The 19835-nt window shown below is 39.7% G+C and carries 34 protein-coding genes; 3 read left to right on the top strand and 31 right to left on the bottom strand.

All coding sequences use genetic code 11. The features are described from left to right. Nucleotides 1-89 precede the first annotated feature (89 nt). From KHS79_RS25140 to KHS79_RS25000, 31 genes are all read right to left on the bottom strand, one after another. The gene (locus tag KHS79_RS25140) at nucleotides 90-368 is read right to left on the bottom strand and encodes a hypothetical protein (protein WP_212722923.1); all 279 of its coding nucleotides are present in this window, start codon (nucleotides 366-368) and stop codon (nucleotides 90-92) included. Nucleotides 369-610: 242 nt separating this feature from the next. Beyond that, nucleotides 611-964, bottom strand: coding sequence for a hypothetical protein (locus KHS79_RS25135; protein ID WP_212722922.1), 354 nt, complete (start codon nucleotides 962-964; stop codon nucleotides 611-613). A 64-nt stretch (nucleotides 965-1028) separates the two neighbouring features. Next, on the bottom strand, nucleotides 1029-1703 hold the full coding sequence (locus KHS79_RS25130; protein WP_212722921.1) for a hypothetical protein: 675 nt from the start codon (nucleotides 1701-1703) through the stop codon (nucleotides 1029-1031). 44 nt (nucleotides 1704-1747) lie between these two features. Next, nucleotides 1748-1951 (bottom strand): hypothetical protein, encoded by a 204-nt coding sequence (locus KHS79_RS25125; protein WP_212722920.1) that lies wholly within the window; start codon nucleotides 1949-1951, stop codon nucleotides 1748-1750. Between the two features lie 106 nt (nucleotides 1952-2057). Further along, the gene (locus tag KHS79_RS25120; protein ID WP_212722919.1) at nucleotides 2058-2342 is read right to left on the bottom strand and encodes a hypothetical protein; all 285 of its coding nucleotides are present in this window, start codon (nucleotides 2340-2342) and stop codon (nucleotides 2058-2060) included. Between the two features lie 48 nt (nucleotides 2343-2390). Next, on the bottom strand, nucleotides 2391-3011 hold the full coding sequence (locus KHS79_RS25115; RefSeq protein ID WP_212722918.1) for a tetratricopeptide repeat protein: 621 nt from the start codon (nucleotides 3009-3011) through the stop codon (nucleotides 2391-2393). Nucleotides 3012-3083: 72 nt separating this feature from the next. After that, on the bottom strand, nucleotides 3084-3830 hold the full coding sequence (locus KHS79_RS25110; protein WP_212722917.1) for a tetratricopeptide repeat protein: 747 nt from the start codon (nucleotides 3828-3830) through the stop codon (nucleotides 3084-3086). A gap of 192 nt (nucleotides 3831-4022) precedes the next feature. Beyond that, nucleotides 4023-4400: a hypothetical protein gene (locus KHS79_RS25105; protein ID WP_212722916.1), complete on the bottom strand. Its 378-nt coding sequence runs from the start codon at nucleotides 4398-4400 to the stop codon at nucleotides 4023-4025. 256 nt (nucleotides 4401-4656) lie between these two features. After that, nucleotides 4657-5091, bottom strand: a complete 435-nt coding sequence (locus tag KHS79_RS25100; RefSeq protein ID WP_212722915.1) for a hypothetical protein — start codon at nucleotides 5089-5091, stop codon at nucleotides 4657-4659. Between the two features lie 143 nt (nucleotides 5092-5234). Further along, on the bottom strand, nucleotides 5235-5621 hold the full coding sequence (locus KHS79_RS25095; protein WP_212722914.1) for a hypothetical protein: 387 nt from the start codon (nucleotides 5619-5621) through the stop codon (nucleotides 5235-5237). A 149-nt stretch (nucleotides 5622-5770) separates the two neighbouring features. Then, nucleotides 5771-6118: a hypothetical protein gene (locus tag KHS79_RS25090; RefSeq protein ID WP_212722913.1), complete on the bottom strand. Its 348-nt coding sequence runs from the start codon at nucleotides 6116-6118 to the stop codon at nucleotides 5771-5773. 201 nt (nucleotides 6119-6319) lie between these two features. Beyond that, nucleotides 6320-6715 carry a hypothetical protein gene (locus tag KHS79_RS25085; protein WP_094789938.1) on the bottom strand — a complete coding sequence of 132 codons (396 nt, stop codon included), beginning with the start codon at nucleotides 6713-6715 and terminating at the stop codon, nucleotides 6320-6322. A gap of 65 nt (nucleotides 6716-6780) precedes the next feature. After that, on the bottom strand, nucleotides 6781-7083 hold the full coding sequence (locus KHS79_RS25080) for a peptidyl-tRNA hydrolase (RefSeq protein WP_094789939.1): 303 nt from the start codon (nucleotides 7081-7083) through the stop codon (nucleotides 6781-6783). 3 nt (nucleotides 7084-7086) lie between these two features. Further along, the gene (locus KHS79_RS25075; protein ID WP_094789940.1) at nucleotides 7087-7464 is read right to left on the bottom strand and encodes a hypothetical protein; all 378 of its coding nucleotides are present in this window, start codon (nucleotides 7462-7464) and stop codon (nucleotides 7087-7089) included. A gap of 173 nt (nucleotides 7465-7637) precedes the next feature. After that, the gene (locus KHS79_RS25070) at nucleotides 7638-7961 is read right to left on the bottom strand and encodes a hypothetical protein (protein ID WP_133296223.1); all 324 of its coding nucleotides are present in this window, start codon (nucleotides 7959-7961) and stop codon (nucleotides 7638-7640) included. 538 nt (nucleotides 7962-8499) lie between these two features. Further along, nucleotides 8500-8724 (bottom strand): hypothetical protein, encoded by a 225-nt coding sequence (locus KHS79_RS25065; RefSeq protein WP_094789943.1) that lies wholly within the window; start codon nucleotides 8722-8724, stop codon nucleotides 8500-8502. Between the two features lie 293 nt (nucleotides 8725-9017). Further along, nucleotides 9018-9458 (bottom strand): hypothetical protein, encoded by a 441-nt coding sequence (locus tag KHS79_RS25060; RefSeq protein WP_094789944.1) that lies wholly within the window; start codon nucleotides 9456-9458, stop codon nucleotides 9018-9020. A gap of 136 nt (nucleotides 9459-9594) precedes the next feature. Beyond that, the gene (locus KHS79_RS25055; protein WP_212722912.1) at nucleotides 9595-9804 is read right to left on the bottom strand and encodes a hypothetical protein; all 210 of its coding nucleotides are present in this window, start codon (nucleotides 9802-9804) and stop codon (nucleotides 9595-9597) included. Nucleotides 9805-10114: 310 nt separating this feature from the next. Beyond that, on the bottom strand, nucleotides 10115-10531 hold the full coding sequence (locus KHS79_RS25050) for an OsmC family protein (protein WP_212722911.1): 417 nt from the start codon (nucleotides 10529-10531) through the stop codon (nucleotides 10115-10117). 98 nt (nucleotides 10532-10629) lie between these two features. Further along, nucleotides 10630-11085: a hypothetical protein gene (locus KHS79_RS25045; RefSeq protein WP_212722910.1), complete on the bottom strand. Its 456-nt coding sequence runs from the start codon at nucleotides 11083-11085 to the stop codon at nucleotides 10630-10632. 64 nt (nucleotides 11086-11149) lie between these two features. Continuing rightward, the gene (locus tag KHS79_RS25040; RefSeq protein WP_212722909.1) at nucleotides 11150-11455 is read right to left on the bottom strand and encodes a hypothetical protein; all 306 of its coding nucleotides are present in this window, start codon (nucleotides 11453-11455) and stop codon (nucleotides 11150-11152) included. Between the two features lie 121 nt (nucleotides 11456-11576). After that, nucleotides 11577-12176 (bottom strand): macro domain-containing protein, encoded by a 600-nt coding sequence (locus tag KHS79_RS25035; protein WP_212722908.1) that lies wholly within the window; start codon nucleotides 12174-12176, stop codon nucleotides 11577-11579. Nucleotides 12177-12303: 127 nt separating this feature from the next. Continuing rightward, nucleotides 12304-12546, bottom strand: a complete 243-nt coding sequence (locus tag KHS79_RS26440; protein WP_456156801.1) for a putative zinc ribbon protein — start codon at nucleotides 12544-12546, stop codon at nucleotides 12304-12306. A 262-nt stretch (nucleotides 12547-12808) separates the two neighbouring features. Then, on the bottom strand, nucleotides 12809-13111 hold the full coding sequence (locus KHS79_RS25030) for a competence protein CoiA family protein (RefSeq protein ID WP_212722907.1): 303 nt from the start codon (nucleotides 13109-13111) through the stop codon (nucleotides 12809-12811). A gap of 174 nt (nucleotides 13112-13285) precedes the next feature. Then, nucleotides 13286-13609 (bottom strand): hypothetical protein, encoded by a 324-nt coding sequence (locus KHS79_RS25025; protein ID WP_212722906.1) that lies wholly within the window; start codon nucleotides 13607-13609, stop codon nucleotides 13286-13288. A 295-nt stretch (nucleotides 13610-13904) separates the two neighbouring features. Then, a complete protein-coding gene (locus KHS79_RS25020; RefSeq protein ID WP_212722905.1) occupies nucleotides 13905-14462 on the bottom strand; it encodes a protein-tyrosine phosphatase family protein in 558 nt (185 codons plus the stop codon). Between the two features lie 88 nt (nucleotides 14463-14550). Beyond that, nucleotides 14551-15126 (bottom strand): hypothetical protein, encoded by a 576-nt coding sequence (locus KHS79_RS25015; RefSeq protein WP_212722904.1) that lies wholly within the window; start codon nucleotides 15124-15126, stop codon nucleotides 14551-14553. 14 nt (nucleotides 15127-15140) lie between these two features. Then, nucleotides 15141-15542, bottom strand: coding sequence for a RusA family crossover junction endodeoxyribonuclease (locus tag KHS79_RS25010; protein ID WP_407704250.1), 402 nt, complete (start codon nucleotides 15540-15542; stop codon nucleotides 15141-15143). A 271-nt stretch (nucleotides 15543-15813) separates the two neighbouring features. Further along, entirely contained in the window at nucleotides 15814-16560 is a 747-nt protein-coding gene (locus tag KHS79_RS25005) for a DUF3987 domain-containing protein (protein ID WP_233468585.1), read from the bottom strand. Further along, nucleotides 16448-17161, bottom strand: coding sequence for a hypothetical protein (locus tag KHS79_RS26030; RefSeq protein WP_233468584.1), 714 nt, complete (start codon nucleotides 17159-17161; stop codon nucleotides 16448-16450). The genes KHS79_RS25005 and KHS79_RS26030 overlap by 113 nt, the downstream gene beginning before the upstream one ends. 5 nt (nucleotides 17162-17166) lie before the next feature. Continuing rightward, nucleotides 17167-18078, bottom strand: a complete 912-nt coding sequence (locus KHS79_RS25000) for a bifunctional DNA primase/polymerase (RefSeq protein ID WP_212722902.1) — start codon at nucleotides 18076-18078, stop codon at nucleotides 17167-17169. A gap of 280 nt (nucleotides 18079-18358) precedes the next feature. Here KHS79_RS25000 and KHS79_RS24995 point away from each other — a divergent pair, with 280 nt between their 5' ends. From KHS79_RS24995 to rdgC, 3 genes are all read left to right on the top strand, one after another. Then, nucleotides 18359-19048 (top strand): helix-turn-helix transcriptional regulator, encoded by a 690-nt coding sequence (locus KHS79_RS24995; protein ID WP_212722901.1) that lies wholly within the window; start codon nucleotides 18359-18361, stop codon nucleotides 19046-19048. A gap of 109 nt (nucleotides 19049-19157) precedes the next feature. Next, nucleotides 19158-19535, top strand: coding sequence for a helix-turn-helix transcriptional regulator (locus KHS79_RS24990; RefSeq protein ID WP_212722900.1), 378 nt, complete (start codon nucleotides 19158-19160; stop codon nucleotides 19533-19535). Between the two features lie 17 nt (nucleotides 19536-19552). Beyond that, on the top strand, nucleotides 19553-19835 hold a 283-nt coding region (gene rdgC, locus KHS79_RS24985; RefSeq protein ID WP_212722807.1), incomplete at its 3' end, for a recombination-associated protein RdgC.

Genomic DNA, 19835 nt, shown 5'->3' with positions numbered 1-19835 from the left:
ACGACTTGGTTGACTGCTTCTTGTTTAAATTCGCCTGAGTAACGGATACCTTTACCCATGATTTACCTCTTATGGTTTAAGTTACATTTTTACCATAAAAAGTGTCTAAGGTTTTCAGGCCGTACCAAATAACCTACTTCAGAGAATGAATCTTCAGGAGAAATAGAGTATTCATACAAAAGAAACTCTTCGCGTATTATACCCGCTAATTCAGATAGACTCACCGACAAACTAGCTTTCTCTAACCAATCTGGTGTATTTTCGCCGAAATTATCATAGCACCACTGTATTGCTTGGTCATATTTAATGACATTGCATTCAAAAAGGTGGACGAGAAAATTTAATTCTTTTTTAGAGAATTTTTCCATTACTCCCTCTAAAAAATATAACTATCAATAAACATCACTTTGATGTAAAGCCTAACCTCATTGTAAGCCTTATGGCTCTTATCATCCACTGAAGTAGGCTATTTGGGAGTTGTTGAGGATCTGTTTGATTTAGCTGGGTAGGTAGTAGCTCTTATCCGATTAGGCATGCCTACCACTCACTAGTGGTCTAGTTCAAATATTGGATTGATAAGTGTGTATTGATTTACTGGTTATGGTGTGAATTACTTTAAGCACTTTTGAATCCCTTCTTCTTCTGCAACCTCATTCAAGTATTCGATAATTTCAGCTATTTTGGGATTTAATATTTCACAATGCTTGAGCTCGGATTTATCGTGAGTGACCTCATAAGAAACGACGTGATAACAACCTCCAGCAATGTCTTCACCTCGACCTTCCTCTTTACACTTAGCTACAGCTTTATAAAAAAAATGCGCTCGGGCTGCCTTTAAACATGAATTATATGGTTCAGTAATTTCCTTTTTCACTTCAGTTCGTAACTTCTTGTATTCAGGAGTCAGCTCACACGCAAAGCTACCAAAGCTCAAAAATAATAATGGCAGTAAAAGTTTTCTCATAGAAACATAACACTTTGATTAGCCAGCCCGCAGAGTGTCGGCTTGATTATCTTGTCATAGCGACCTACTTGAGTAGCTCACTATTAATTTTCATTAACAGGTCTTGCATATTAGTTTTTTGTATTTTGATATCAAATGATTCAGCAATACACTCAAAAGTAGAATCATGAAACCAAAATATATAGTGCTTTAATCTCTTCCAAGACTCAGGGTTATAACAGCTATGCACGCTGTTAATCTGACGTATTTCATCTATCCACCGCGAATTTCGCACAACTTGTGCTGTATAGCTTTCTAGACCTTTACCCTCTAGAGGATGCCCCTCATGAACCTCGTCATTTGGAGCTCCAAATCTTGTAGATATGCAATTCTCAAAGGATATCAATGCCAAATCAGAAAATTCTTTTGTGCCTGCATCAACAACTCGCACATATGTACCATTCCAATCAGGATCAACTTCTTTTACATAAAACGTGAGATAAACATGACTCTCGTTTTGTAATAAAAATGGAAGTGGTGCTCCAATATCCCATTCAACGGGAAAATCTATTGGTTCAGCGAATTCTTGGTTTGAAGCACGCGCCAAGTCGCGCTCAGCATTAAGAAGAGCTTGATGTGCCGCAAAAAATTCAGCTCGCTCTCTTTCCCCAAAAGACTGTTGAGCATTTTCTATAGCTCTTAACTCTATCTTTTGAGCAGCTTTCAATTTATCTCTTAACTTGGCAATTATCTCATTCATCGTCGTTTTAAACATTTTTGTTATATGCAGTGCTTTTAAAAAAATTATTCATTTACTTTTACAAGTGATGATTCTAGGTAGCGAAGTACATATGGTAGCTCTGCAGGCTCTGATTCAGGAAACTTTGCACCATAGAACGCTACATGATAATCAAATACATCCAATTCACGGTTTTTCCAGACATGGATAACTACGCCAACTTCTCCAGTCGAAATGAGTTTAACTTTTGTCCCAACTTCAAAAGGCATAAATAATTAAGTTTCCAAACAGTTTGATAATGGGCTTACGCTACTCTGTAGTGTCAGCCTAGGCCAGCTTGTTGGACGAGCATTGAGCAACTTGTTATGATTATAATTACCGGTTATCAACCTTAAACTCCGAATAATCATAGTCGTCAAAGTTTAGGCCTGATGCTGAGCCTATAACACATCCACCAACGCAACAATCAGGATTTGGACAAATTGCAGAGCTTTCGTTTTGCCACTTTTTGATTTCTGATGGAGTAAAGCGATGGTAACAACTCGTACACATACACGATTCACTAGCATCAATTTCTGAGCGATTATTCCAGGTGTGTTCTTCAAGAGCCTCACCTAGCTGCCTTAATTTATCATCTGTCAAGCCTTTAGGGTTCTTCATGTTCTTTACATATAGCACCGAAGTAAACTGCACCACCAGGCGTCAATTTTAATCTTTTGTTATGTGATTGCCCATTGCCTTATTAATGCTTTCGGTTAAAGCAGTTGCACTTTCACATGCTGGATCTTCTGACCCATATTTACAAGATTTACCAAGTACCTTAAGGGCTTTTTCAAAATCCTGTTTTATGCCTTTTCCATGAGCCAAATGAAAGCCATACATTGTACAAGCCCAAGGATCATTCCAATCACACGCCTTCGAATATGTCCTAATAGCACAAGATAGCACTGCATCATCTGAATTATGTTGCATTGTAGCTGCACTATTGGTGCAACCTGAGGGTGAACCAAGCCTACAAGATTTAACAAATAAAGCTTCAGCATACTTTTCATAATTATTGAGCTTCGTAATTTGAATATGTTGAGCTAAGTTATAACAATAAGCAACCTTGTCTTTTTTACACTCATCAAGGCATTTATTTATATCGTTGCGGCAAAGCTCCTTGTCATAATCAACGTTTACTGGAACTTTTGGCATCATATCCGCAGGGCAGCCCACAACTGGTAACAACCAAGCTTCACTTTTTTGAAAAGCTTTCTCAGTTACAGTCTCCTGCGCATTAGCAAAAGAACAACACATAAGAACAAGCAGTACCTTGATAGATTTCATTTCACTCCTTACGAATATAACGCTTGGATAGCCCGCGCCTATAATCGCCGGACTGACCATTATGTTAGGCGACTATTGCTCCGATTTAATTAACATACTAAGCGTTCTCTTAGAGATCACTTTAATATCTGTAGGAGAATATGGATCTAAAGCCAATTCGCCCAATATGTTTATTGCGCTCTGCTTATCACCGTTGTTGAATAATGTTACAGCTTTGTTTATTAGTAGAAACCCTTCAGTTTCTTTATCAGGATCACCTGACAAGCCTTTTTCAATAGCTTCAAGCTTTTTCGACGGGTTATCATAAAATCCTGCTAATTTTTCCCATGCCGGAGAATAGTCTGGAAACTTAGCGGTGATTTTCGAGAATATCTCAAATTGCTGTTGTGGAGTTTTTCCCCACTCATGGCTCAGATAATACAGATATAAACCCTCTGGATACTTGCCTTTTCGTTCAAGATCTAAGTAGTGAAAGGCTGTTTTTGCGGTGAAAAAACCATTTGGTGATAACTCGTTAACCTTTTTATAGTACTTATAAGCTTGCTTAAAATCATTTGAAAGCAAATATGTATATGCCAAGTCATAGTATGGGTATGACCAATGAGGAGCTATTTTGATAGCCTCATTAAAAAAAACTATCGCCTTTTCATTTTCTCCTCGTTGGCCATACTCACGACCACTACTATGCAAAGCTATCGCTGAAGAAGGGATCGCTTTATCGCTTTTAATTTCCCAATTTACACTGCCATTAACATTCTCAAGCTCTTGCGCAGTGAGCACCTTTCCATCCCTTGATTTAAAGATGACTTCTAACGCCACAACCTCTCCTTGAAACATTACGAACGCAATTAATCCTAGTAAAAATTTCAATTAAGTACTCCAACATCTAATCGCCTAACACCTAAAATCACCAACGTTTTTAGAGCAGAGCATTTAGCTTAAAATGAGCGAAGTGAATGCCATAATGTGGTGCGGAAAAAACGTCAGGTGTATTTTTCTTGTTTAGGTGCTTTACTTAATTTCATATATAATACTATTCTTTTTCAAAATAGACTTTACGTCTTCTAGCTCATTCCGACTTAGATATTTTATGGAATAGCAACCGTCACTCACCAACTGTTTCTTTAGATTGCCAAGTGAAATTTCTTTCAACGAAAGATCGGCTTTTCTCAAAGCCCCCATAATCCTAACCATGTCCATTTCTTGATTAGTTTTTACCAGAACCTCAAACTCTGGTTCTACATGGACATGACCATCCTCAAGACCACCATATACCTCATTTTTACAGCGCAGACACAGCCAATAAATGTCTGCCTTATCTACACCTATTGCGTTTGGTCGATAAGTCTTTATCACTCGACCAAAACCACACTTTTCGCAAATTTCCACTTACTGTAAATCCTAGTTCCTAATTAATACACCAAGACTCAACGTAATCTCGTAACCTAGTAAACAGATTTGCACCTGTTTTTCTTCAACAACCCTAGCGCCTAACGCCACTGTCCAGTGATAGCCTTATTAGACATTGGCGTTACTCCGATCTAAGTTTTAGGTTAATCACGCCATTAGTTTCCCGAAGCTCAGTACTTCGCCCCTCTTTATTCAGTGCATTAATCTCTTTAGTTAGATACCAGCACTTACCCGATTATGCCTTTGCTTGAACATAACTAAACCTAAAATCATTAAAGACGACATTAAACTGAGCCCCCGAAACAAATAACATTCTCATTTCGATATCACCATCAAGAGCCTCATATTCCCAATACCCTAGATCACCTATTTCAGAGTCTTCTTGTAGTGATGTTTGATTAAATGATTTTACGCCAACAAAGTAGATTTCGTAGTTAACTGGATAATTGAGCTCTCTGTCCCAGCCTTTGAAGTTAATAGCAACCTCGTTTTTTACTAAATCGGTGCTGATTGAGGTTACGTTTGCATCATGAAGCGTGTGATTCTCTTCAAAAGAACGTAGCTGATCTGGTAGCTTTGACGATATCGATAGATAATATTCTCGGTATTTATCAATAACCGATTCATTTTCACAGCCTGATGCCCACCATTCACTTGTAAAATATTTCACTTTCTCTCCATAGAGGCATAACGCCGCAATAACCTGAAGCTTCTGCGGAAGATTTTTTTAGTGTAAATTGAGAGCGAAGCGAGCTACACCAAAAAAGCTGGAGTAGAAGCTGTTGGTGTTCATTGCTTTGTTAAACATTTTGGCTACATACCTAGAGATTCAGGGCCAGAAACTGGATGCCAACTAATTGTGAAAGCTAAATTTAGTTCTTCTGGCCAAAGTGGCTCTTCCTCTTCCCAGCCTACAACATGAAAATTCAGCCCATTTTCACGCCATTCTGTTGCCACATCAACGCAATAACCTTGACCTGTTAAAAACTTCAAATAATCGAGTAACGACTCTTTGTCGGGAATATTCGATTGGCTGGTGTCTTTGGTTAGTTCTACCGAAACACAACCGCTATTGTCGATGATAGCCTCACATACATAATTGGACCAGTGAACATTTGAGTCACTTATGAGACCTGAAACTGCTTGAAGAAACTTAGACTGTCTTTGTGCAAACCTTCTCGAAAATTCAGATCTATCCAATTTATTCTGCCTTTATGAATTTTGTATCACTGATGCTTAACTATTAATTAACACCACTTTAACGTAAAGCCTAATCTCATTGTAGGCTTTATAGTCAGTGATATCCAGCAAGCTTGGTAGATACCAGCTCTTACCCGATTAGACACACGCTACAGCACTGACGTTAATTCAATGTTGCTAATTTGGCCTGTCGTTTTAAATTGACCGATAAACTCTGACCAAATTGGTATACAAGATTGCATTTCTTTGGTGACTATATCGTAGTATTCACTCCCAACCCCTATGTATTTTTGTTTCATTTTGGTGCGATCAATGGCTTTTGCCTTCTCTAGATCTACCATAGAACGATTAAAGCCATCAGCAATAATCCAGACTAAAATACTTTCTACACCATCCCAATCTACAACCAAGTTAGCCACGGTATAATCAATATTTTCCTTTACTAGAATCCAATACTGACCATCTGGTGAGTGGTATTTTCTGCGAAGTTTTTCCAAATTTAACGCACCAGTATTTTCCAAAGCAATTAGGGATCTGTGTATTGCCTCTCTAATCAATATCGCCAAAGATCTGGCAATCTCATTATTTTCAATCAATATCCTGTACCAAATGCCTGACTATTAGTGAATGTCACTCTGACGAAAACCCAATGCTATTGTAGCCCCTATATTTCATGCTATCTAGCGAAGTAGATTACTTTAAAATACGTAGCCTGGGCCTGGATTTTCACTACCCTCAAATCTCTCTCCTGACTCTGTTTCGATTATTACTTTATATGCACACTGCCAATCAGGATAATGTTTGTTCCAAAAAAATTCTGCCTCAACAACTCTAAGGTCATCAGTAAGAAAATGTTGCTTGTCTAGCAACTCTTTTAACTTACTAGTAATTTTCTGCAATACATCTAGAAGTCCCTCTGGAGGGATAAATGCTTTTTCTTTGAGCTTAGTGTTCAATATATCCAAAGTAATTGAGGGGAAACCTTGATCTCTACACGCATTGCCTAAACAAGGATGCAAACCACTTTTTTTGCTTTTAGCATGCCCTGCAGCATCACCCGCTATTGCTATTAATTTCTTATCTCTCTTTTTCATGGTTTATTGTGCACTTAACGACTAAGAAACACCACCCTAATCCAAAACCTGACCTTTTTGAATTTTTACCTATAAAGCTTGTAAAATCTAAAAGGTTTTGGCCACTCATCTCTAGGTTTGAAAGCCAACGCAACTTCTTGGTTATCTAAAGAAGACTCCGTTAACAGAACACTATCCTCATACTGTTTTGCATTCTCAAACTCTTTTTCGTTGACTTTACATACAACCTTATAAAATGGCCCTGATAGCCATTCCTTAATTTCTGGTGTATCTTTAAACTTCAAGTACATAGCTAATGAAGCATGAGCAGCAGCAAGAATGGCAACTCCCTCAGGAATAGTATCTTTAACCAATATATACATTTTCATATCTTAATCACTCAAATACATCTGAACGATCTGAATAAACTCAACAACCTGATTAATACTCATCTTAAAGGGAGAATTTCCATTTATTTTAATCTCAATTGCAGAGAAATCAGAAGATACGCCAACAGTTATGACACTACCGGAGTTTTTCCATTGAAAATGACCTGACTCAGTCTCAATATATTGCTGTGTGTATTCTTCTCGCTCAATTTGACCTTCCCAAATTTCATGAGCAAGTGTAGTCAATATTTCTGTTATTTCCTTTGCGTCAAGAGCAGTAAGAAGACATTTATCACAGCCTTCTGGATCGACATAAAGATTAAGAAAGTTTCCATCTCTGACTATCCCAATTCGACCTTGCTTTACAAACCATTGATGCATTAAACTATTCTCTTATTTCAGCATACCAACCAATAAACACCACTCTAACATAAAACCTAACACCATTGTATGCCTTATGGCTCCTAGCATCCACTAAAGTAGGCTATTTGGGAGAGTTATTGAGGGTTTGTTCGATTTGGCTGGGTAGGTAGTAGCTCTTTTTCGATTATGTGTCACTTGTTAGCGCCAGGCTCTTTAACGTTAATTTTATCAGATCCAAAAAAACTTCTCTTGAACACTATAGCCTTGAAATATCTACCTGCTAGGCGAGCAATGACACCAACTGAAAATGCTAAAATAAATAAAAAACTTACAACTAAATCACCACCAAAGCGATCAGGCTTTAATGGTGGATTACTTATTGTAAAGAAAAACAATCCCCAAAGAAGAAACCAAATAATGAGGGAAGATAATACCAATTTTCTTCCCCATGGAATGATAATAGGGATAACTATCAGAAAGACTAAGATTGATAATAAGCCTGGCAATTCAAGCATTGTGTCATCTCATTTGTTGTTAACACATTACGCCGCAATGTGCGGATTTTAAAAGTGGAGTTCGTTCTTTGTCCTGAACTTATAAAATTCCGTATTATTGCCTTGTTAAGTTTTGTCACTAGCTTCATGCTTTATATTTAAAACTGGTCGTATAGTTATTATTATCTCCTCATCATCATTAACATTTATGCGAAGAGAGTTGCCGCTAACTGCAATATCTTTTACACCCATTACACTATATTCATAGATGTTGCTTCCACTAGCCCACATCATTAGTCGTACATCACGATGGTATGGGTTAATTGCACTGGTAAACTCAATAACTCCCTGTACGACTGAATAGACTGAATCATCAAACAACCAACCAGATAGGATCTAGGCCTTGTCGCTCTGGTTCTTGCTCAAATAGGCCTATCAATTCCCAATCTTTAGCACTTATCTCGCTCATATTTGAAACTTAACTATTAATAAACGCCACTCTAACGCAACCAATTAAAATTAACTACTAACTCTCAACTAAATTTATTATTAATAGTATTTACCCATGATTTTCTTTTTGCCTTTTTGATAGAAAATAATCAACCGCTTTATCAAGATCAGAACCAAACTCAACTTCTTCAGATATTTTACCGTCAGGACTCTCATAACCTGAGCAGTAATTCTCACCTTCAGTTGAGCGAATATAAATTGAGCCTTCTGACTCAATCACAATACCTTGTTCATGTTGAAGCACAACTTTAATTGCATCTTTAAAATCAAGCATATATTAGACCTCTTTCTATTCCTTATATAAATCTTTCCCCCACAAATCAAACAATACTAATATTCAAGCCCCACAATACATGCAACCCGCCATGCCAAGCGGTACTACTGGGTATTTTTCTATAAGTATACCCAAAACGAAGGGTTTTTAAGAGCGGCCATCAAGCGATGAAGCCCCCGAAGCTTATATTAATAAGTGACTGGGGTGAAGAGCGCTGACAACATACCCTAATAATGATTCGTGAAGGGTATATAAGTTCTTGTGTAGCAATCTATCAGTAGACATCTACCCAATTACGTGTTTTTAGTACCAAGATACCCCTTCCCTAGCTTTGCTTCATTAAGTTGATTGATGCTAGTAAATGGCCAAGATGAAACATCTCCATGTTCATGCCATTTATCAAGCGTGCTCTGACCAAAAACACCAAGGCTTATTGTTTTGAGAAACTGCTCTCTGAAGCTTGCAGAAGGCCATGTATACTCATTATCTGACTTTAGAAATAAGATCCACCTAGCAACTATTGAACGATCATCTTCTGCTAATGCATCCTTTCCTTTGAGTTTATACTCTTTCAGATCACTATATAGACACCATGCTCCGTGACTGAATACCTCCCATACAGCGGCATCTTTTGAATGAGGCAGGGCATCTTCAAATTCATCATTTGTGATTATACCAGCGCTTAAACTACGGATGAGTTCTGATAGTTTATTTCTAGCGTCTCTGTCAATCATAGATTCATATCTAACTATAAATGAGCGTAGCCCTTCGAACTTAGTTGTATGCCTTTCGTTTTAGTAAAGCCTTATCAACTCTTGGCTCATCCGTAAGCTGGCTTGACGCCAGCTATTACTGGATAGGAGTGGATGATTATTCTTTCCACTGTTTTTTTCTATAGGATTTCCAGTTTCTTAGAAACATATTACTACGGTAATAGTCATCCCATGAGTTAGGTAATGACTTAGGGTGCCTACGCCCTCTTACTCGAACAGAAATTCCTAGCTCGTTTACTGTTGAAGCAAAATACTGCTTCATTTCATTCTTCGTATGAGGATAACGAAAATAATCAGAATATCCCACACAGACCTCCATTAGCTATTAATTGCTAATGAAAGCCAAAGCCCCTTTTTAATAGTAGTTTTCTATAGTTCATAGCTTTTATCTCAATGAGTTTTAACTATTCAATAAACAATATGCTTACGCAATCATCACCATTCTACCGAACCTCTAATACAAGTACCACAAGCATACCTATCTACTCCAAACTTCCTGGAAAGTCAGCATAGACCCACCACTCTGGGATGTCATCCATTAGCGAACGTACGGTTCGTCCCTCTTTTATCATTTACCTACCAACTATTAACGACTAAAAGCCTAATTTTATTATCTTTTACCTCAGCTTTACTTCAATTTTATCATTCAACATATTTTCATACATACTGACAATAGAAGCTTGTTGGTGACAATTTTTAATTTCGTCAAAACTAGGACATGCCTCGCCTTCAAAAAATGTTTTGGGGTAAAGATATATTTTTTCAAGGCTCCAAGCTTTTCCTTGTGATAGGTATATTTTTGCAGAATCTTCATAGTGTGTGAGAGAAAACCCATTTTTTCCACATAATTCAACAAATGCAAACATATGGGCTAGCGCTACCGCACTAACAAACAATTCTGCAGGATGAACCTTACCTTCTTGGGAAAATTGATCATCAGTAGCCTTTTTTTTAAAAGGATACTCGATACTGCAAATATTATCATAACAATGAAGGCTATCCGTGATGCTACTTTCTTCACGATTCCACTTCACCCTAGTTTCAAATTTATAGCCTAGGCACATAATTTCGCTTATTTACTGACAGATTTAACTACTAATCAACCTAACTCTGACTGGCTAGATACCAGCACTTACCTGATTACGTCTATCTCTTGTTTTACTATTTCTACCCAGTTTTTCTCACTCGGCGGTATTATTAGTGCTTTACAGTTTTGCTGCTCACATTCTATTTTAACCCCTGGCAAATCATCTACTAGTAAATGAATTCCAAACAGGGGTGGTACTTTGCTAAACCGCTGCCTTGGAGTATTTCTAACTGCTTCATTATGTGATTTTTGGTTAACTACACCACTTATATTTATACCCAACAGTTTAAACCAGCTCTTTACGTAAAATGCAGATCTTAATGAGGTTGTATAAATCCAAATATCGTGCTCAATTTGTAAATCAACGAGCAACTGGACAGCACCTATTCTCAGCTCTTCTTTGTAGATCAGCCGATAAGGCCATTTCATTTTCTCACTTCCAACTACAAACGATTGCGTCGTTGGTATCAGAGTATCATCTAGATCAAATGCTATTCGCATGTTTTACTCAAAGAAAGGTCAGCCACTAATAACTTTGACTGGTTAGGTAACAGCTATCAACTGATTATGACTTATTTTTATACAGGGCCAAACCACATTGTTGGCAATTACCTGTACCAAAACCAAGAACAATATTTGAATTCGTACCAAATGGCTCATTACATCTCGGGCAAAGTATACGCGCAGCCTTAACGAGTTTTCTATAAAACGCAACAAAGGCAGCTAACCCGAAAAATGGGGCAAAAGCAGGCAAGACAAGGCTACTTACAAGTCCTAGTGCCAGACAAAGCAAGATAGGAAAATCTAGTTGGTAGGCCTCTTTCCGCTTCAATCTAATCTCTTTTAATGTACTTTCGTATTCTGTTATCATTTATTATCGTCAGCCTTATAAACCATAACTTCATCGTAGGTATCATAGCTTTACTACTCAGCAAGATAAATAATTTATCCGATTACTAGGCAGCAAGGCTCTGATCCTTATCCACTCATACCTATATTACTACATTTAATCTTCTATGAACTTCATGAATTTCCTGAAAGCTTGGTATACGTGCAGGCTTTGTTAAATATGAATATGCAACGCGCATTTGTGCTGCACACTTCCTTGGTTCCATGCAACCAATTCCTGTACCAAGGCCAGAACATACAACACTTTTAATTTTCATGGCGCTTTTATTTTCATTAAATTTTTTTATTGCCAGCAATATTGCACGAAAGGCAAGATATGCATTTAATGTATTAGATACATCCATTGGCACTCTCATAGTTGGCGCGGATATTAGGTAGGGCCATTTTTCATGGCTAGTATTAACAATGATGGCACTTCCTACAGGTAATTCTCCATGATATTCCAAGAGAATTTTATTCTTTAGTCTTTCTTCTGTGTCATAACCTATGATGTCTCTTATAGCTAAATCTAATCCACCATCCATGATTCCAAAACTATTAGCAGGGCTAACCATCGCATCAGCTGGGCATGAAAAATAATCCCCTGCTAACACTTCAAAATTCTTCTCGTCCCCAAAGGCTTCTTTCCATGCATTGACTAGCTTTTCATCTTTATCAATTAAAATGATTTTTTCTAGAAACACAACATCTCCTTTGAAGGTAACGATTAATGACATCACTATTATAACAAGCTCACATTACCCAACCAACCGTTCTACTCCAACTTGTATGTAATTCCCTACTACTGGTTAGATATAAACTATTATCTGATTAAGCTAGTCTTTCACGACTATAAAGATGGGTCCGACAATTGTCGCATTTATTACTTCCCTGCCATTGATTATTGCACACTACACATTCATAGCTTCGTATATGATGTTGATGAGTATCATTTCTAACTGAATAATGGTTGATAGGTTCTCTATAATCTCTAAGTTCAAGCCCATATTTCCTTTCTCTGGGGTGTAAAATCCATGACTTGGAAATCACATCATCACGAATAAATGTCTTCATTGACTCCTTATATTTACCCTTCACTTCCTTATCAAAAACAAGCAAGTGCAAATTTATCAGGCAAATCCGAATAACCCCGAGCTTATTTATATGTAAGTATGCTGACTTATCAGCTATGACATGCCTGTTTGGCGTGTCTAATAAAATGCCAATGGGGTACCCCTTGATGCTAATAATTGCATCAAAGTGAAAACCTTGTAGCTGAGTTTCGATAGATACTGAGTTAATTTCAATTGACTTCTTCTCTTGAAGTATTTCTTGTTTATTTTGCAGCCACTTTCTTACATTCAGGTAGCGTAATTGAAGTCAAGGAAGCCAGCACTTGCTTGGTCATAAGTAAAACCGATGTCCAGAACGAATAGTCGCACTCATTCTCTATCAGTTCAGAAACACTTCTTGATGAATGCGCAAAATGCCATTCTTTTTTTTCCCCTTGGCGAGCCTCAAGCGGAGTTTTACATGATGGGCAAACACAACCACATGCCCTACCTCGTGATACCTCGGATACATCGACAAGATCACCAGTATTGAAATCCATACCAAAAGGAATGAGGTTTGTATTCATCCAATCAACTTCCTATGTACCACCCCAAAAAATGGTCCAACCCCAACAACACACTGGACAAACTAAAATATTGCGGGAAATTTGTTATTTAAACCGTTAGCAACCGTTTAGTATCTGTATATAAAAAAATTAAACTCACATATGCTGAACTAACGGATACTTATCGATAATTAGTTAAAAAGTAGCATTATTCGTTAATGACTCACAATGCCTCACTTTGTCTATATTCCGCAATAGTACATTGCTGGTAACAGATGGGTCACCTGCTTGTGCTCTTTGATATTCATCTTCTGACATTCCATTGACTAACACTGCAGCAAAACACTCACAAAATAATGACGTATTTTCATTTGTATTACCTTTAGCAAGCATACTCCCAGAACAGCCTTTAATTACACCAGATTGAAATTTATTACGATTACTTTCTGCATTAGCAGTTAGTATACTTAGGGCTAAAAACATTTGAACGAATAAAATTGAATATTTAATCTTATACATTGAGTTTCTTAACCGTTTTACTCAAAAAAAAACAATGCTATAAAGTATATAGCGTAGGCTTTCATTCTAGCAGTATAGATATCAACCCTTACCAGATTTAGCTGATATTACCAACTAGTCAATGGCTTCAAGTGTTTCACACAGCACCAGATTTGAGTTACCAAATTAGGCAATCAACTAAATAATTCTCTGGAGTCTATGCCTGAAACTGTATGGAAGCTATTACCAGTGGTATCCGACTCAACTTCTATAGCAGGCCTCTATGTGCAGGAAAAAACTCTATCTGGTTTGATGGTTAGCCCTTTTCGATTCTTGCTCTTTGACTATGATTTGGGACGGCTAAAGGCCTACTGGCTTGAATCATATTGAGTGCAGACTCAGCATTGGAGCAATAGCCCCACTCAATCAATAATCGTGCTACATATGCTGAAGAGCGACCATGACCATTTGCACAATGCACTAAAATGGGCTTTTCAGCATAACCAACATCAATCGGTGAGCAATTACGAAGCCAATGCCCATCTAAGTTTGGAATACAGATATAATTACGATCCGTTTTATCCTTAGTAAACTCCGCAGTGAGATCTATTACAAGTTCGAATATCCCAATGTCATCACCTGGCATTGGTCGCCTAGAGATCCAAATACTTGTTCCATCAACTTGGTTAGCAAAATCTTCCTTACTTAAAAGAATCTGGATACGAAAAACTGACCATGTATAAACGAGCCATGGTAAATTCAAGATCACTAAAAATAACTTCACATCTCCATCTTTATTTTTACCAAGCACTATTGAAGGTTTGTTACAGAAATAGGCAATACTCAGCCAAAGCAAGTTTAATGCTGGCCACACCAGAAAACCCCAGTAAGCTGAGCTTGTTTCGATGATGCAGCAGCATACAAGTATGAATAGCATCAAAAAAAATAGTGCGTATTTCATATCATAGCAACTCCGCCACAACCCCCAGAGCCTTACTACAATAACCACTCAATATTTCCTGCATGGCACCATACACTTCGCCATAGTCCCGATTAAAGTTTTGCCGAGGAACACCTAACAGCTGGGCTTTTTGTGCATCACCATAAAATTCACCTTTCCACTGCTGGTGCTTCCTATCTTCCAACGCAATATTGCACAGTGTGACCAGGCGAATACAGCGTATACGGCTTCTGACGTACTTATCGCCTAAATGATCCACCATCATGGCATACAGCCGATCAGCAACACGCGATTTATAGGTATCGGTCTTATCATGCTCGGGTGCATAACAATACATGCCCCAATGGATAACTGGCTTGGGTAGCTTGGCAATGGCATCCTGAACAACCCCTTTTTCCAGATGCCGGCCAATTTGCGTCATGTTGTTAAACGGCGACTTGCCTGAACTTTTAATCATCGACCTGGCCCTCAAGCTCATAAACGCTTCATGCCAGGCTATTCTGGCTGAACGCCAGGGTAACATCAGGTTAGGTCCATTTTTTTGCTGTGCAGGCTGATAGGCGTCAGTTGTAGCCATCTAATCCCCTCCCCTCAATGAATCGTTGAGTTCAACGCTTCGTCTAACGTGTCGTAGGTTGGAATCCGTTTCACGATGATCTGTCCTTCGTCACCCCAATACTTACTCACGCGTCCATCCCAGACATGGGCATCGTCCACGAACAAGGCATCCAATAAACCTTTCTCTAGATTGTCCTTATCTGGTGTCGCTTTATGAGGCTGTCCTCGCATCTCAGCCCGTTTTTTCTTCGACCATGACTTGGGCATGGGTAACACGAAAATGAGATGGTAGCCGCTCTCAGGCAGCTCAATAGACAACGTCCGTAGTGCATCCTTGTACGCACGGTACTGCATGACACAGGGTCGCTGTTTCCATTTGTCAGCACGGGTCATGCGGGGCTTGGTGCTAGGTGTAATGATATAGGTCGTAGTCATGGTTATTTTTCACAAATTTTCTCAGATTTTTCACATGTATATTTGTGAAAATTAATGTTCATGTAAGCACTTAATATATATAAAAAAAATAATAATATTATATATAAAATAGTATTTTTCTCATTTTCACATAAGAATCGACTATCCCCCTTTCTTCAGATCATCTTCTAGGGGGTCTTATGTGAAAATTGTGAAAATGTGAATAATGCCTTTTCTTCAATGAAATCAACAACTTAATTTTCACAAGCTCCATGTGAAAATTCGTGAAAATTCAGGCAGTTGACGATTTTTTGGGCGCGTAGCGACGATGAACATAGGCAACACGAGGTCGTCCTCGACCACTTTGGGTCGTGACCACGGAGATATGTCCTAGTGAACACATGTCGTCTAACATTTCTTTACGTTCTTTACCACGCATCTTAGAGAAACTAGGATTACGACCAATTTCATAGAGGGTGAGACCGCGCTCCTTTGCTTTCTCAATTTCATGAACGCATTCTTTCAATTGAGTTTCAAAGGAAGAACCGCCTACACGGTTCACTACGGTATCTACCATATAATAATCGTGATAGCGAACATAATCAATAGCCCAATCCGTCACCTGTCGTGTAATCGTCTCGGCAAAGGGATCGACCGACAGGGCCAGAATTAACGCAATGCGCATGGCCTTTTCTCGAGTGCGCCCCAGCAGTACTTCAATACCGTACTGTTCCAGTTCATCCATCTTCTGAATGATTTCCTGGTCAAGCGCTTTTAATCGCTGGAGCGCGGACTCCTCGAACACGAGAATATTCTGTGCAGGCTTATTTTCCGGGGGCATATGGCTGGTTAAATTACCGGCCAGATTCTCCCGAATAGTCGCCACCCACTTGGTAATGTTCTCGGGTACCTCGATTAAGCCTGGATCACTCGACACCTGTCGTTTTAATTGGCTCTCCATGACAATAAAACGCCCGAGGAAACCATCTTTCACCAACTCCGGTGACAGAGCACCGTAAAAAGTACCGGGTGTCGTCAGGTGTGAGTGCTGGATGCTTAATACACCGCTTGCGCAGCTCCTCTGCCGCCTGCTTACTCATGCCCATGGTTGAGTACACCGGAGGGTAAAGTGAAGACCCACATTTACTCCAGGCCTCCACCAGCCGGGTAATCGCCTCCGCTTTATGCGGATTCATTTTGTGCTGACTACCTTCCAGGTACTTACCAAACTCATCGATGATGCTGATATGGTTCGGTTCATGGAGCAGTTCACTGAACAAGGCGCCAGAAGACGTATAACCCGAACCAGAAATGAGCCGACCATAACCTGACGCTTCTAAAATCTGTTCAACGACATCTTTACAATGCTCTTTACCACTCGCTGACTTGGCAATGTTCAGGAAGTACAACGAGGAAAAATTCCCCTTATCCGTCTTGTAATAACGCCCGCACACCACACTACCCAGTGCCAACGCACTTTGTACTGCCAATGCGGGCTGTTTTCGTCGTGCGGTCTGATTAGCAAACTGCACGACCTCACCCAATACACCCGGTATGTCGTATAAATGGCCTGGCATACCACCACTGTCGGGTAGTGATAGGTTACTCGCCTTGGCTGGTTCAGGCGGTGCAGGTTGCACAGGGATCACGTCATGAGGATGTGCGTCAATATTGTGCTGGCAATACAGGTATTGAGTTCACTGGGATCTAACGGCGGACTATTGCCAACGTTCCAGGTATCCAACATCTGTTTTATGGTGCGCAGGTCCATGCCTGAGGCGATATATTGACCTGTTAATGACACAGCGGATTGGTTACGTGAGCCTTCACTCACCGCCTCACCACTGGCCTTCGGTTGATAATCGGCTGTGCTAAAACCTAAGTTACCCTTCACTTCTGTTGCAGGCTTGGCTTTAGTGGAATCAGCCTTGGTCTGATTAATGACATGCCGTCCATTAAATTGCTGAATGGCTTGCAGATCATCTTCTGACAAACAAGGTAAGTCATCGATACTGTCAATGACCCAACTGGCGTCGTATTCCCATTCATAACGGCTGCCATTAGCATGGGTCGAGCCGGGTGCGACAACATAACCGCCCAAGCCCCTGATATCGATCTTGGAATGGGCATTAACAGAATTGCGAATTTCTACGTTGGGATTAACAGCGTAATAAAAATGTTTACCTTTGCCCGTCTTCACCTTCCACGGCGTTCGACCGACGGTACCAGACTCCATAAACTGAACCGCTTCTTCCGAGTCTGCATCCACAACAATGACACGTGCCCCTGTAACAATGGCCCAGTTGGCTCGGGGATAGGAGGCGGTCCAATAGTCCATATCCTCAAGCGAAGGTGTGGCTTTTTGGAACTTGGCCCATGGCACGCGCGCCTGTTTAGGCCACTCCTGTTGGGCTTTTTCTTTATTACCGTCAAAGCGTTTGTTGACAAAGTAAGGTGGTGGTGTTTCAAATGGCGAACCTAACGGGATAACGGTGAACCCTCTGTCGTAGAGTTCCCAAGCGCACTCATCCGTATGCAGTGATGATTGTGTCTCCATACAACACCTCTATTATTTGTTTGCATGGTGATGGTTCCCCAATTAGAGGAATGTTAGTTTGTTAACTCACAATTTATACTTTGCGCCTTAAGACACAAACTTATCCTTGCTACCTACAAGATTCAGTTAAACGTGCTTTAATAGGCTGATCATCATAAATTATGATGGTGAAATGTTATAATTGTGAAACCCAATATTGTAGCCTTTTGTTGATTTTGTCAAATTAGTATTCATTTTAAATCAACTTTTAAGGCTAGCTATACATGGTTACTGATTTGATATGGCTGATTTGTGGCAAACGATAAAACAAGCAAGAACAGAAGCAGGTCTTACCCAACAGGATCTAGCGGAAAAGTGTGGGGTGACAACAGCAGCTGTATCAAGGTGGGAGTCTCCTGATGAGGGTACAAGAACAATACCCCGCCTCTACCATATAACCGAGATATCCAGTGCTACTGGTGTTCCATCAATAGAGTTTCTAAAACACTTAGAAGACCCACCCTCTCTCAATGACACTTCTGAGAACTCAACATTTGAAGATGAATTAAACACTAGCTTATGGAATAAAATTCGTTCCGCCCGAGTTCAGGCAAAGTTAACTCAAGCTGAGCTTGCTGAAGCTTGTGGAGTGTCAAGGGGGGCAGTTGCTAACTGGGAGTCATCAAAAAAGCTAGACAAGAAACCTAAGCTCAGCACTTTAAGGCGGATAGCTGAAGTCACTGGCGTTGACTACCAATGGCTTACCTCAGAAAAGCAAGGGGTATCACAAGAGTGGATAGAGCAGAACCCTGACTATGACAAAGACGATATTGATGAAAAGCTTGCACTTGAAGCAGAGGCAAGAAAAGAAGATGCAGTAAAAATCACGATGGATACCTGTTCTTACATCATTGATAACGGTATAAGTAGAGAGTTCTATGAACAGCTAAAGGCTCTTAATGCAGCACTCAAAAGATACCATAAAAAATAACAATTAAAACCAAAGTACTTATTAATTATTTAAAGTACACAAAGTATTGATAGTTTGCGTCCATAGGTATACATTTTAAAAACCTTCACTCAATAAAGGTTTCATACTCATGGACGACACGATCACCATAGGCCACTGGAAAGCCTACCTGAACAACCTTCAGCTCTCCCCACGACAAACGCTGTATACCTTTGAAGCGTTACATGGTCTATCGGATAAGGAAATTGCCCGCAAGTATGCGGTTGCCCCAGACACCATATCCAAGACCATTAAAGCCGCACTGCATAAACACTGTCTGAAGAATCGTACACAACTGGTCGCCGAGCTGATCCGGTCAAAGGTGATCTGTCCGTTGTCCATGGGTATGTTAGCGCTTTCATTGGCCCTCGTGCCTGCCTTTTCCGATGACCCACTCCTACGTAATCGAATCTACCGAACGCGTACTAATCGGTATGAGTCGATTGTTCCCACCCTGCATACAACATAAAACAAGAGGTGCACATCATGTGGTTTAAAAATGCAATCTTTTTCCGCTGTGAACAGGTCGCCAAGCTTGATCAGGCGTTGCTAAACGAGAAATTAAGTGCCCAAGCTTTCAAGCCCTGCACGCCCCAACAGGCGGAAAGTTATGGCTGGGTTCGCCCCTTCGGCGAAGAAGCCGAACACTTTGCTGAGCATATCGGTAATTTCCAATTGCTCTGCCTACAGAAAGAAAAAAAGATGCTGCCTAACTCGGTCATCAGCAAATACGTCAAAGAACGTATTAAAACCCTGGAAAAAGAACAGG

It is taken from the genome of Zooshikella ganghwensis, from assembly GCF_018263875.1.
GTDB classification, from domain to species: domain Bacteria; phylum Pseudomonadota; class Gammaproteobacteria; order Pseudomonadales; family Zooshikellaceae; genus Zooshikella; species Zooshikella ganghwensis.
This window is presented reverse-complemented; position numbering and strand designations above follow the sequence as displayed.